12 protein-coding genes are annotated in these 12587 nt (G+C 67.5%); 9 read left to right on the top strand and 3 right to left on the bottom strand.

Annotated features, from left to right (window positions below; all coding sequences use genetic code 11):
* Window positions 1-36 precede the first annotated feature (36 nt).
* From ACQEVC_RS25835 to ACQEVC_RS25820, 4 genes are read left to right on the top strand one after another with little or no spacing between them, the layout of a single operon-like run.
* Window positions 37-1155, top strand: a complete 1119-nt coding sequence (locus ACQEVC_RS25835) for a cytochrome P450 (RefSeq protein ID WP_432882167.1) — start codon at window positions 37-39, stop codon at window positions 1153-1155.
* Window positions 1156-1167: 12 nt separating this feature from the next.
* On the top strand, window positions 1168-2115 hold the full coding sequence (locus ACQEVC_RS25830; RefSeq protein WP_432882164.1) for an ATP-binding cassette domain-containing protein: 948 nt from the start codon (window positions 1168-1170) through the stop codon (window positions 2113-2115).
* Window positions 2116-2148: 33 nt separating this feature from the next.
* A complete protein-coding gene (locus ACQEVC_RS25825) occupies window positions 2149-2904 on the top strand; it encodes an ABC transporter permease (protein WP_318400365.1) in 756 nt (251 codons plus the stop codon).
* Window positions 2905-2962: 58 nt separating this feature from the next.
* Complete coding sequence (locus tag ACQEVC_RS25820; protein ID WP_432882160.1) at window positions 2963-4279, top strand: glycosyltransferase; 1317 nt, start codon at window positions 2963-2965, stop codon at window positions 4277-4279.
* A gap of 220 nt (window positions 4280-4499) precedes the next feature.
* On the opposite strand, the gene ACQEVC_RS25815 is transcribed toward ACQEVC_RS25820, so the two are convergent.
* Together ACQEVC_RS25815 and ACQEVC_RS25810 are read right to left on the bottom strand one after the other, a co-directional pair.
* On the bottom strand, window positions 4500-4862 hold the full coding sequence (locus tag ACQEVC_RS25815) for a LuxR C-terminal-related transcriptional regulator (RefSeq protein ID WP_432882158.1): 363 nt from the start codon (window positions 4860-4862) through the stop codon (window positions 4500-4502).
* A complete protein-coding gene (locus ACQEVC_RS25810; protein WP_432882156.1) occupies window positions 4855-6198 on the bottom strand; it encodes a glycosyltransferase in 1344 nt (447 codons plus the stop codon). The genes ACQEVC_RS25815 and ACQEVC_RS25810 overlap by 8 nt, the downstream gene beginning before the upstream one ends.
* A gap of 380 nt (window positions 6199-6578) precedes the next feature.
* Between ACQEVC_RS25810 and ACQEVC_RS25805 the strand changes: the two genes are divergently transcribed.
* From ACQEVC_RS25805 to ACQEVC_RS25795, 3 genes are read left to right on the top strand one after another with little or no spacing between them, the layout of a single operon-like run.
* On the top strand, window positions 6579-7229 hold the full coding sequence (locus ACQEVC_RS25805; RefSeq protein WP_432882153.1) for a class I SAM-dependent methyltransferase: 651 nt from the start codon (window positions 6579-6581) through the stop codon (window positions 7227-7229).
* A 15-nt stretch (window positions 7230-7244) separates the two neighbouring features.
* Window positions 7245-8120, top strand: a complete 876-nt coding sequence (locus ACQEVC_RS25800) for a glycosyltransferase domain-containing protein (protein ID WP_432882150.1) — start codon at window positions 7245-7247, stop codon at window positions 8118-8120.
* On the top strand, window positions 8117-8914 hold the full coding sequence (locus ACQEVC_RS25795) for a sulfotransferase family protein (protein WP_432882148.1): 798 nt from the start codon (window positions 8117-8119) through the stop codon (window positions 8912-8914). Before ACQEVC_RS25800 ends, ACQEVC_RS25795 begins: the two co-directional genes overlap by 4 nt.
* Before the next feature lie 28 nt (window positions 8915-8942).
* Here ACQEVC_RS25795 and ACQEVC_RS25790 read toward each other — a convergent pair whose 3' ends face one another.
* The gene (locus ACQEVC_RS25790; RefSeq protein WP_432882145.1) at window positions 8943-9212 is read right to left on the bottom strand and encodes a hypothetical protein; all 270 of its coding nucleotides are present in this window, start codon (window positions 9210-9212) and stop codon (window positions 8943-8945) included.
* A 123-nt stretch (window positions 9213-9335) separates the two neighbouring features.
* Between ACQEVC_RS25790 and ACQEVC_RS25785 the strand changes: the two genes are divergently transcribed.
* Together ACQEVC_RS25785 and ACQEVC_RS25780 are read left to right on the top strand one after the other, a co-directional pair.
* Window positions 9336-11156, top strand: a complete 1821-nt coding sequence (locus ACQEVC_RS25785; protein ID WP_432882143.1) for a glycosyltransferase family protein — start codon at window positions 9336-9338, stop codon at window positions 11154-11156.
* A gap of 13 nt (window positions 11157-11169) precedes the next feature.
* Window positions 11170-12312 (top strand): glycosyltransferase, encoded by a 1143-nt coding sequence (locus tag ACQEVC_RS25780; RefSeq protein WP_432882140.1) that lies wholly within the window; start codon window positions 11170-11172, stop codon window positions 12310-12312.
* Window positions 12313-12587: the final 275 nt, after the last annotated feature.

Raw genomic sequence — 12587 nt, 5'->3', positions numbered from 1 at the left:
TACCGGCGTCTGCTCGAGGAGGCCCCGGTACACCGCATGGCCGCCACCACCGTCGATGGCGAGGACTTCTACATTCTGAGCCGGTACGACGACGTGGCGATGGCACTGCGGGACCGCAGGCAGTTCTCCTCACACGTGCGGCGGGGCGACTTCCTCGATCTGCCGATCATGGTGAACCGGGACGCCCCGGACCACACCAGGTTGCGCCGGGTGACCAACCGTGCCCTCGGTCCACGCGCGCTGAGCTCCCTGAACGGGTGGATCCAGGAAACCGTCGAGGAACTCGTCGAGGACCTGCTCGCCCAACGCTCCGTCGAGTTCGTCGACCAGTTCAGCACCGCGCTGCCGCTGCGGGTCGTCGGCGGCATGCTCGGCTTTCCGATGGAGCGCAAGGCCGAAATGCAGCGCTGGTCCCAGGCGGTCATCGAGGTCTTCTCCGTGATGGGCGGGCTCGACCCCGAACTGGTCCCGGGTTTCTTCGAGGACTTCATGGGCCTGGTGGGCTACATCGACGAGCTGGCCGCCGAGCGCGCCGGCTGCCCGCACCGCGGCGACATCCTCAGTGACCTGGTCTGTCGCAGGGAGTCCGGGGATGTGGACCACGACGAAATGGTCGGCCTCGGGTGGTCCTATGTCGCCGCCGGCATGGAAACCACCATGAACCTGCTGGGCGGTGGGATGAGAATGCTGCTGGAGGACCGGCATCTGGGCCGGGTCTTGACCGCGGACCCCGACCGCACAGATGATTTCATCGACGAATACCTGCGCCTATACACCCCGACTCCCTGGTTACTGCGCCGCGCAGAGGTAGACGTTGTTTTGCACGACACGGTGATCCCCCGCGGCGCACTTGTGCACACGCTGCTCGCCGCGGCCAATCGCGACCCGCGCAAGTTCCCGGACCCGGACGCGTTCGACCTGGACCGCCCGAACAAGGAGGACCACATGGCCTTCGGCGCCGGCCCGCACTTCTGCCCAGGCGCCGTGCTCGGCAAGCTGTTCGCGGGCAAGGCGTTCCGGGCCATTTACCCGCATCTGGACCGGATGTCGATCGACCCGGAGCGGCCGCCGCGGCTGCGTTCCCGGCCCGGCACTTATGGAATCGAGTACATGGGACTGCTCATCGAGCCGGAGACGCGCGCGGACGCGTCCTGAAAGCGAGAAAAAATGATCGAAACTATTGGACTCGGCAAAACATTCCGCGGTCGTCGCGGGCAGGTCGAGGCGGTGCGCGGTGTGGACCTCGTGGTGGAGCCCGGAGAAATCTTCGGCTTCCTCGGGCCGAACGGTGCGGGTAAGACGACGACGGTCCGGATGCTCGCGACGCTGCTTCGGCCCTCCTTCGGTCGGGCAACGGTGTTCGGCGCGGACCTCGTCGAGCAGCCGGCCGAAGTGCGCCGGCACATCGGCTACGTCGGCCAGCGAGGCGGCACCGACCCGACCATGACGGCCTGGCAGGAGCTGATCATCCAGGGCCGGTTCCAGGGCATGACCAAGTCCGCGGCGCAGGCACGGGCACAGTGGGCGGTCGACGCCTTCGAACTGGGCGAGTGCGCGGATCGGCGGACGGGCACGTACTCGGGCGGGCAGCGGCGGCGCCTCGACCTGGCGCTCGGCATGGTGCACTCACCCAGACTGGTCTTCCTCGACGAGCCGACCGCCGGCCTCGACCCGCAGAGCCGGGCGAACCTGTGGGTCCAGGTGCGCAGGCTGCGCGAGGAGGGCATGACCGTCTTCCTGACCACCCACTATCTCGACGAGGCGGACGCGCTGTGCGACCGACTGGTCATCATCGACCACGGCCGGGTGGCCGCGGAGGGCACGCCGCAGGATCTCAAGCGTGAGATCGCCGGAGACATCGTCGCGGTCGGCGTGGCCGGCGACCCGAAGATCGGCCGCAAGCTGCTGGCGGAGCAGCCGTTCGTGCGGGAGGTGGACGACACCGACCAGCAGACCATCCGGCTGTACGTGGACAAGGGAGACACCGCGCTGCCGCAGGTGATGCGCCTGCTCGACGCCAACGGGCTCGAACTGCGATCGATCACGCTGGAGCGGCCGTCGCTCGACGACGTGTTCCTGCGCAAGACCGGCAGGTCGCTACGCGATGCGAAGTGACACCGCCGCCCCCGGACGACCAAGGAGTACACCGTGAAGATCGCAAGCGAGACCTGGCTGGTGTTCCGGCGCGCCGTGACCCGGACCATCCACAGCAGGATGGGGGTGGCGGTGATGTTCGTCCAGCCCTTGTTCTTCCTGATCCTGTTCGCCCCGCTACTCAAGAGCAGCCTGCGCGGGGCAGACCCGGATGACGTGCTCAACCTGTACTTCCCGGGCCTGCTGGTGCAGATGGCGATATTCACCTGCCTCTACGCCTGCTTCTCACTGGTCACCGAGACGCACTTCGGCGTGCTCGAACGGTTCCAGGTCACCCCGGTCAGCAGGTTCGCCCTGCTGCTCGGGCGGAGTCTGCGCGACGCGGCGGTGCTGCTGTTCCAGTGCACGATGATCACCCTGCCGGCGATAGTGCTCGGGCTGCGCCTGTACCCCGTCCAACTGCTACAGATGGCGGGCCTGCTGTTGCTGCTCGCCCTGTCCATCGCGCCGCTCTCGTACGCCCTCGCGCTGATCTTCAAGACCAACGAGGTACTCGGTCCGGGGATCAACCTGATCACCATGCCGCTCCTGCTGCTGTCGGGCATCTTCGTGCCGATGACGTACGCACCGGACTGGCTGCGCTGGCTGTCCCTGGCCAACCCGCTGACGACGGTGGTGGAAGGCGCCCGGGAACTGTTTGCGGGACATGCCTGGAACAGCGGGGTCGCGTGGGCGTTCGGCCTGGCGATTGGCGGTGCCGTCCTGTCGCTCGCCTTCGCCGGACGGCTGTTCGCGCGCGTGGCGGAGTGACCTCGGACGCGTTGCCGGCGCGGCGGAGTTCCGCCGCTGTCGCGGGAGGCTGACCCACATGACAACGATCCTTGTCACCACGCACGCCATCACCGGGCACCTGCGCTACGCGACACCCTTGGTCCGGGAGTTGGTCGCCGGGGGCCACGACGTGCTCTGGTACACCGGGAGGGTGTTCGAGCCCCTGGTCGTCGGTACCGGCGCGAAGTTCGCACCGATGAGCACGCGCGCCGGGGCCGACGCCGGCGCCGCGGACGCGCTGCGGAGCGCGCCGGGCCGAACCGGTGGCGTCGGCGGGTACGGCGCCACCGTGCTGGAGGTGTTCGTCCGCCCCGTGCCGGCCTTCGTCGCGGACATCGACGAGCTGATCGACTCCTTCGCGCCCGAGGTGGTGGTCTCCGACCACAGTTTCCTGGCCGGGATGTTCGCGGCCGAGCGCCGCGGCATCCCCCAGGTGGTCTTCTCGACCGGGGCCCTGCACGTGTCGAGTGTGGACACGGCACCGTACGGCACGGGCCTGCGGCCCTTGCGCGGGCCGTTCGGCCGGATACGCAACCGCCTGCTCTACCACCTGGTCCGCCGGGTCGTGATGCGCGAGCCGCAGCGCGCCGCGACCCGGATCCGGGCGGCACTCGACCTGCCGCCGCTCGATGGCTTCTTCTTCTCCTGGCCGCAGCAGATCGTGGACCGCTACATCCAATCGAGCATCCCGCAGCTCGAATATCCACGACGCGACCTTCCCAGCTCCGTGGTGTTCTGCGGACCGACGCGGTTGGACGGGTTGGACGCCTGGGCGCGGCCGGCGTGGTGGGGTCGGGTCACGCAGGCACGGGCTGCCGGCCGGCCGGTGGTGTTCGTCACGCAGGGCACCGCCGCCACCGACCCGGAGAACCTCCTGTTACCGGCGATCGACGGGCTGGCAGACGAGGACATGCTGGTGATCGCCACGTCGGGCGGCCGCGATCCGCGGGAGGTGCTGTCCGCGGATCGCCACCCGGCGAACGTGGTGCTGGAGCCATACATCCCGTTCACCGAGGTGCTGCCGCAGGTCGACCTCATGGTCACCAACGGCGGTTTCGGAGGTGTGCAGACCGCGCTGGCGCACGGGGTGCCGCTGGTCGCGGTTGGGAACTCGGAGGACCACATGGAGAACAATGCCCGGGTGGCGTGGTCCGGTGCCGGCGTGTGGTTGAAGAAGGAGCGGCAGACGGCCGAGCGGATTCGCCACGCCGTGCGCACGGTGCTGACCCGGCCGGCGTACCGCGCCCGTGCCCGCGAGATGATGAGCGCCTACGAGCGCTTTCCGGACGGTGCCCGGGTTGCGGCGCGGGTGGTCCTGGACACCGCGGCCTCGCGCAAGCCCGGGACGGTCTGACCGCGCCTACCGATGCGACCCGGCACGCCACTCGGCCGCCAGTATCCGGTTGATCCGTCGGCCAGCCCGAATGCGAGCTGATCCGTACGGAATGTCAGATCGCCCAGGATCTCCGGGCGGGGACCAGCAGCCACCGGTTCCGTCTCGGAGAGAGCACGCTTGCGGTCCACGCCTGCCGGTCCCTCAGGTTGCGGTACGGAACAGGTTGGGTCGACGAACGCTATTCGTCGGCGACGAACTCCCGCAGCACTTTGGGCGGCCAGGAGCCGGAGTCGAATATGCCCAGGGAGTACGCCCTGCCGACCAGTGCCGTCCGGTTCGGCACGCGGAATCTGCGCAGCAGCCGTCCGATGTGGTAGCTCACGCCCTGCTGACTCAGAAAGAGGCTCGCCGCGAGCTGCACGCTCGAGGCGCCCGAGGCGACACCCTCCAGGATGGAGGCGTCCCGATCGTTCAGCGGCGGAACTCTGCGGCGGGGCGAGCGGGTCACCGCAGCCGGGAGGATCAGCTCGACCGCGTCCCTCCGGTGCGGGTCCCACTCGCTTCTCGACGCGAGTCTCCGGAGCTGGACCGGGTCACCCATGCCGGCGATTCGCCGTGAGGACGGATACCCGCGTGCCGATCCGGTGCGCCTCGGCCAAAATCGCGGAGCCGAAGGCACTCCAGAGCCCATCCAGCCTCGACGTGATCACGACGGTGTCCACGGCCTTGTCCGGTAATGCGGTCTGGATGCCCAGGTTGTGCCGCACGTCGTGGCGCGCGCCCGCGCCGTCCGCGAGGAGCCGGTCCACCACCTGCCGGTCGAAATCGGCGAGAACGCACGACTGCGTGACGGCCGGCACGACGGCGCCGGCGCCGAACACCGCAACGCGCTCATCGGGCGCGATCGGCTCGAACGCGTGCGCCAACTCCGCAGCGACGGTGAGCCCGGCGCATTGGTGGGTCCAGTCCGCCACCTGGCGGTTGAGGGTCTCCAGAGTGGCGAGCGCGGGCCCGCCGGGTGATTGCATGACCAGCCAGCCGAGCTCGAGCGGCGGCTCGGCGAACTGGTACTTGTCGAAGAAGCTCCGGGCGTTGCGGTGGAAGCCCGCGAGGTTCACCGCCCCGTCCCGCTCGTGCGGTGACTCGATCGCCCACGCGTCCAGGCTCAGGTGAATCGCGGTGCCGTTGCGTACCAGCCGGTAGCCCAGGTCGACGTCGTCCAGGCCCCAACCGCGGAAGTCCTCGTCGAAGCCGCCGACCGCCCAGAAGTCGGCGGCGGGCACGGAGCAGTTCGAGCTCCAGAACAACTCCTCCGGAAAAATGCGGTTCCGCAGGTCGAAGCCGACCTTCTCGAACTCGCCGTGCCGTGGGTCGCGAAACCCCGGCTCGTCCCGATAGCGGTCCGCCACCTGCTGCGGTGTCAGCGTCCGAACCGCCTCGGCCAGTCCGGGTGGGCACCGGTAATCCGGATCGTCGGTCTTCCGTGGCGGGTATCCGTACACGTACCCGGCAACCGCCCGGCCCGGCACGGCGGGTGGGGTGTGCGCGCGCAGATGTGCCGCGAGCAGATCCGGGCCGGCCAGCGTGGCACAGTCCAGGAAGACCAGCAGGGGTGCGGTGGCCAGCCGCGCGCCGGCGTTGCGCACCCGCGTCACGCCGTTGTCGCGCACCGGCCCGGCCTGGGCACCGAGATCCTTTTGAAAGTGGTATTTGCACCGCAGTCTGCCCGCGAAGGATTCGACGACGGACCGCGTCTCGTCGCGTGACCCGTCGTCGGCGACGACCACCTCGTACCGGTCGACGGGCAGCGTCTGCGCGCACAGGCTCTCAAGCGTCAGGCGCAGATCCTCGGCGCGGTTGTAGGTGGGGACGATGACTGAAATCCGCGGCGCCGCGTCGGCGCCGCCACCGGCCGACTCGCCGTCTATCTCCGACACTCGACTCTCCTCGGAGTACGCATCGCCGAAGCGGCTTCCCACAAATACCCAGACAAGCGTTTGGCAGTGATGACGGTCAGCAACCTAGCCGGGATCCCAACGAGCGGTCAAGTCGACGGAACCAATCTCCTGGCACCGACGATCGTCAATGCTGTGGCGGTTGTCCCTGGTCAACTGCACATCGGCTGGCCATCGCACAGTCGTTAGCGGCCACAACTACTCGTTGGTATTGCGTAGTTTTACCTAACGCACTCGCTAGGACAATCTGGTAGAACTGCTGCAGCGTTCCACGTCGGCCGGGTCCACCATGCGCGCACCGGGACACCGGCCCGAACGCCACGTACCACTGGTGGCGCGATCCCTACCTCAGGCGGCGACCCATGAATGATCAGCTTTGGCAGGACGTACTCGCGCTACAGGTTCTGGCACCGCTGTCATCGAGCTATCTGCCATGGAATATGGCGGCAATGCGGCCCAGCGGTGTCGTCACCGTACTCAACGAGATCATCATCAACCGGCGGCGATGCATCGTAGAGCTGGGGGCCGGCATCTCGTCCATCTACATCGGACGCCTTCTGCGACAGCGAGGAGGACATGTCTGGACCGTGGAACACGACGAACAATGGGCAGACGCCGTTGAGCAGGAGTTCGCAGACGAGTCGCTGGAGGACGTAGTGACGGTCGTGCGCGCCCCGCTGGCGCCGACGGAGTCGGCGTGGCCCGACGAGGAGAACGCGTGGTACGAATCGGAGGCCATTCGACGGACGATCGCCGACCGGACGATCGACCTGCTCGTCATCGACGGCCCGCCCGCGAACGACGTCGCGCGGCAGCACGCGCGGTATCCTGCGATTCCATTTTTCTCCCCGCTGCTCGCCGACGACTACACCATCGTGCTCGACGACGTCAACCGACCCGGCGAGCAGGAGATCATGAAACGCTGGGAACGGGATCTCGGCATCAGCTTCGAACAACACGTGCTCGCCGGAGGAATCGGCATCGGCCGGTCGCGGTCATCATTTGCGGTGTGAATCACGGGAGGCACCATGAAGGTCGTCACCATAGCATCCGATCTCGATCAGCCCTTCCTGCAACGACTGCTGATCCCGTCCTGCGGCATACTCGGACTCGACCTGATCATCCTGCACTCGACCCAGGAAGGCTTTCGACACAGCGACAAGCGGTCGATCTTCACGGATTATCTCGCGCGGCACGCGGACGCCGACGAACTGATCGTGTTCACCGACGCGTACGACACGTTGTTCATTCGGGGAGAGCAGCATATCGAGGATCTCTACACGAGCTTTTCGCAACCGGTCGTGTTCGGCGCCGAAGCCGGTAGTTGGCCGCTGGGCGCCCTCGGGTTCGCCCTCCTGGACACTCCCCCGATCTATCCCTACCCCTTCCTCAACAGCGGTGGTTTCGTCGGCCCGGCCGGCGTTCTGCTCGATCTCTACAACAGATACCCGAAGCCCCCGAGCGAGCGGTTCGAACTCCTGGAGAAGTTGCGACTGTTCGACTACGACACCGACGAGCGGTACGCGTTCAGCGACCAGTACTACTGGACGCTGGTACAACTTGTCGAAGGCGGGACGGTAGCACTCGACCACAAGGCCCTGCTCTTCGAGAACCTCGGACCGCGCGTACCGGACGTGTGGGACCTGAAGATCTTGCTCGGCCACTACGAGTTCTATGCGCAGGACCGGAAGGCGGCCAGCTACCGGGAGGAGCGCGAACGGCTCGAAGAGCTGCTGCGAACCCCCAGCCAGGCCGCCCACATCCACTTCTCCAATCCCATGAGCAAGGCCGCGGTGCTGGACCTGCTCGACGAAGGACGGTTGCCCGACTGGCTTCGCGAGGTCACCGGATCCAACCCGCCCGGCGCATCGGGACCGACGATCCTTTCTCACGAACTCAGGTGAACGACCACGCGGAGGCACTCGTGCGGACCGACCAGGGGGCTCGGCTCGTGGAGAGGCCGGTCTTCATCCTGTCGGCCGTCCGATCCGGATCGACCTTGCTTCGCTGCATTCTCAACACACATTCACAGATCTACGCACCACATGAGCTTCATCTGCCCTCCATGAAGGTCGAGGTCCCCACCTGGTACGCCGAACTGGCGCTGCGGACCGCCGGACTCGTCGGCGAGGAACTTGACTTCCTCCTGTGGGACAGAATCCTCCATCGCCTGCTTGAAGCAAGTAAGAAGTCACTGATCGTCGAGAAGACGCCCTTGAACTCCCTGTCCTGGCGTCGGCTCAGCGAGTGCTGGCCGCGGGCCCGCAACATATTCCTGCTACGCAATCCAGCACACATCATGAAATCGGCGCTGCGGGCGGGGCCCGATCCAGAGTCCGAGGTCGTCCCTATCGTTCTCAGGATGATCGACGGGGTTGAAGAAGCTCGGCGGGAGTTGCCGGGCATCACGGTTCGGTACGAGGGCCTGATAGCTGAGCCGGTCGAGACGACGAAGGCTGTCTGTGCCTATCTTGAGGTTGACTGGGAACCGAGCATGCTGGAGTACGGCCGGGCAGACCACGGCCCGTTCCAGCCGGGAATCGGCGACTTCGGCACCGCTATCCGCTCGGGTCGGCTCCAGCCCCGGCCGGAGCGGTCGAGCACCGAGCCCGTTCCCGACTACCTCGAAGATCGATGCGCACGCTGGGGTTACGGAAGGTCCTCGTCAATCGCGACGGAGATACAGGATGCCGGCTGAGCCCTCGACGTCACCACTCACGCTCGACCTAACTCGGCTTCCGCCACCGTCCAGCTTCTGGCCGGCTCGCGGGACACCGGACGTCCTGCCGTTCCAGGATGCCACGTTCGATCGCGCCGTCATCGGACTGGAGGTGCTCAACGTCTCGCGGCTTCAACGGTTGTTCGACGAGTTGGGTCGCGTAGTGGTGGTTGGCGGCGAGATCGAGTTCGTGGCGCGCGACGACGATCTCGTCGACGCTCTGAAGATCCGCTTTCCGGACATGATCGCGGCGATTCTCCGAGGTTTCGACGTTCACTCCATCACGTCGAACGACGGTCGCGTCGTCATCCAGGCGCGGAACCGGACCGCTCGAAAACCAGTCGACGTACGTGTAGAGACCATCGATTCGACCGCCGATGCCGCCGCCGCGCTCATGTGCATGATACGCGACCGTGACATCGAACAGGCAGTCGGCAATGGTTCGCCGACCGCCGGCCGGCCGTGGCGGATCGACGTGGCGAACAGCAATGGAACAGCGGCGGAGACGGTCCGGTTCGAGTCGGCCAGTCTTCCGACCGGGCCGTCGCGGCGGCCCGACCTCCGCGTCGCGGCCGTCCTGGGCGAGCGCTCGCGCTCGGCGCTGCGGTACGAGTTCGCGTTGGAGCCGGTATGGCGGGACTCGTGGCCTGCCGCCTTCCGGCCCGACCCGCCGCAACTCCTGCTGGTCGAGTCGAGCATCCCGGCCCGCGGTACGGGCGGTCCGTTCACCGCGGATGGCGGGCTCAGCCGATGGACGCTGGACCTGCTCGACCACTGTCGGCAACACGCCGTTCCCACCGTCTTCTGGAACAACGACGACCCGCTGAACTACGAGTCGCTCCTGCGCAGCGCCCGCCACTTCGACTGGGTGTTCACCGTGGACGCGAGCTGTGTAGTCCGGTACCGGGCGGACCTTGGGCACGACCGGGTCGGCGTGCTGCCGTTCGCGATCCAGCCGCGCATTCACAATCCGGTGGGAGCCTTCTCGCACAGCGTCGGCGACATCGCGTACGCGGCGTCAGGTCACGATGCCGGCCGTCAGGCGGACGCGGAGCAGATCGACAACCTCCTGGGCGCCACCGCTGGTCTCGGGTTGCACATCCTCTCGCTCGGCGAGTCCGAGTCCCGTTCCGGGCTACCCACCGGCCCCGAGAACAACGTCGTCAGCCGTCTGGCGTATGACCAACTGCTGAGCGCGTACCGGCGCTATCGAATCCTGCTCAGCGCGAACCCGGCACCGGACTCCCCGACGAGGCTCCCGCCCGAACTCCTGGAATCGCTGGCCTGCGGTACTCCGGTGATCAGTGGGCCCTCGTCCGCGATTGCTCCGATGCTGGGCTCCGGTGTGGTGGAGGTCGGCTCCGACACGTCATCGTCGCGGATGCTGGTCAAGGCCCTTCTGGCGAGCACCGAGCTGAGGGACCGCAAGGCGGTGGAAGGTGTCCGGCGGGTCATGCGGGACCATACCTATGCGGGCCGCGTCGACGACCTCCTGAGGACCGTCGGCCTCGACGCCGCTCCCCGCTCACGTCCGCTGGTCTCCATCGTGGCACCGACCCATCGGCTCGGCGGGTACGAGAGCATCATCAGGAACGCGGGTCGACAGACGTACCGGGATTTCGAGCTGATCCTCGGGCTGCATGGCGTCGATGAACCGGAGTCCCGCATCCGAGATGTCGCGCGCGACCAGGGGCTGCACAACCTCACGATCGTGCGACTGCCGAGTGAGCGGTCGCTGGGGTCCATCTGCAATGAGCTGATCGAGGCCGCGTCCGGGACGCACGTTGCCAGGATGGACGACGACGACTTCTACGGTGCGCACTATCTGGAAGATCAGATGCGCGCCTTCGAGTACACCGAGGCGGACGTCGTCGGGAAGTGGACCAGATTCATCTACCTGGAGAAGCTACCCGCGCTCGGGGTGATCTTCCCAGGCAACGAGCATGTGTACGGACCGCCCCTGTGCGGCGGGACACTCCTGATGCGCCGGGATCTGTGCCACGCGGTCAAGTTCGCCGACCGGACGAGGGGCGAGGACATCGCGTTCCTCATCGACTGCGCGCGACAGGGGTGCGCCACGTACGCGACCGACCGGTTCAACTACGTCTACGTGCGCCACGCCGACAAGTCACGGCACACCTACCAGCCGGATGACCTGGACCTGCTCTCCCGGACCAGGATCGTGTCGTTCGGCTCGTCGCTGGAGCACGCATTCGTCTAGAATGGACAGTTGCATGAGGGTTGTCTTCACCGGGGCCCCGCTGCTCGGTCATCTCCTGCCGCAGTTGCCGACGGCCCGAGCCTTCCATGACCAGGGGCACGCCGTGTCGCTGATGGTGCCGGAGTCCGTCGCGAAGGTCTTCGCCGCCGAGGAGTTCGAGATTCTTCCCGCTGGCGCGGATGCGAGCGCGCTCCAGGCCGAGGTCCTGCGCCGTACGGGTGAGGACGTGTTGGCGGGGGCGTCGCTCGGAGCGCAGCTTGAGGCGTTCGGCAACGCCCGGATCGACCTCTCCCTGGCGGAGAGTCTGGCCACGGCCCGGGCCTGGCGGCCGGATCTGATCGTCGTCGACCCGGGGGATGTCCTCGGGCCGCTGGTCGCCGTCCTGCTGGACGTGCCCTTCGCCACGCTGACGTACGGGCCAGAGGGTTCGGAGGAGTTCCGGCTGGCCTTGAACGAGAATGTGGCCGGGCAGTACCTGAGCCGCGCATCGGCGCCCCGGCGGGCCCGTTGGGTGCTGGACGTCTGCCCCCCGGGTCTGCAGATCGACGACTGGCAGGTGCCCGAGGGGTGGCTGCCGTTGCGCCCGGAGGCTCACCGGGCTCCACGAGACCAGCGCACTCCCGCGCTCCGAACGCTGGTCGGGCGACCACGGATCCTGGTCACCTTCGGCACCCTCTTCACCGACGCCCGGCGGCTCAATCCCATCCTGCGGGTACTCGCCGCCACCGGCGCCGCCCTCCGGGTGCCCGTCGGGCTCACCGCCTCGGCCGACGACTTCGACGTCGACCACACTGCCGTCGCCTTCGAGCCGTTCGTGCCGATGCGCGACCTGCTGGCCGACATCGACCTGGCGGTCTGCCACGGCGGCGCCGGGACCGTGCTCGGCGTGCTGACCGCCGGGCTGCCCATGGTGGTCGTACCGCAGGGCGCGGACCAGTTCCTGCACGCCGAACGGGCGGCCAACGCGGGCGCCGCCATTCAGCTCCTGCCAGACGACTTCACTCCGGAAGCTCTGGCCCAGGCCGTCGACACGCTGCTCGGCACACCGACCTACCGGAGCAACGCCCGCAGGATCGCCGATCAGATCGCCGCCATGCCCTCCCCCGAAGAAGTAGTCACCACGCTGGCGGCAGCCTTCGTCACCGGCCAGCGATAGACGTTCGCGATCGACCATCCGCACCGGTCGCCGACCGCGGGTCAGCCCACTCCGGCACCGACGTCAACTCGGACGTGGGCAACCTCGGCGCCGACGGCCTCCCGGACGCGCGGCTGGCCATGGTGCGCTCGCTCCGGATGGCCGCGGCGAAGGGCATGGAAGCGGATCCGTTGCGGAGCTGTCGGAAGAGACCGTTGTTCATGGGCAAGTGGTGGTAGCCGTCATCGGCCGACAAATGGCGCTTCGGGTGGCCGTCCATTCGGCGTCCAGTGGCG

Origin of the sequence: Plantactinospora sp. CA-294935 (assembly GCF_050936445.1) — a bacterium.
GTDB lineage: Bacteria > Actinomycetota > Actinomycetes > Mycobacteriales > Micromonosporaceae > Plantactinospora.
This window is presented reverse-complemented; position numbering and strand designations above follow the sequence as displayed.

What these genes read in the sequence shown, in the direction of transcription:
- ACQEVC_RS25835 (WP_432882167.1), top strand. Translation starts at nt 37, where the DNA reads ATGGCCGCCACCACCGTCGATGGCGAGGACTTCTACATTCTGAGCCGG.
- ACQEVC_RS25830 (WP_432882164.1), top strand. Translation starts at nt 1,168, where the DNA reads ATGATCGAAACTATTGGACTCGGCAAAACATTCCGCGGTCGTCGCGGG.
- ACQEVC_RS25820 (WP_432882160.1), top strand. Translation starts at nt 2,963, where the DNA reads ATGACAACGATCCTTGTCACCACGCACGCCATCACCGGGCACCTGCGC.
- ACQEVC_RS25815 (WP_432882158.1), bottom strand. Translation starts at nt 4,862, where the DNA reads ATGGGTGACCCGGTCCAGCTCCGGAGACTCGCGTCGAGAAGCGAGTGG.
- ACQEVC_RS25805 (WP_432882153.1), top strand. Translation starts at nt 6,579, where the DNA reads ATGAATGATCAGCTTTGGCAGGACGTACTCGCGCTACAGGTTCTGGCA.
- ACQEVC_RS25800 (WP_432882150.1), top strand. Translation starts at nt 7,245, where the DNA reads ATGAAGGTCGTCACCATAGCATCCGATCTCGATCAGCCCTTCCTGCAA.
- ACQEVC_RS25785 (WP_432882143.1), top strand. Translation starts at nt 9,336, where the DNA reads ATGATACGCGACCGTGACATCGAACAGGCAGTCGGCAATGGTTCGCCG.
- ACQEVC_RS25780 (WP_432882140.1), top strand. Translation starts at nt 11,170, where the DNA reads ATGAGGGTTGTCTTCACCGGGGCCCCGCTGCTCGGTCATCTCCTGCCG.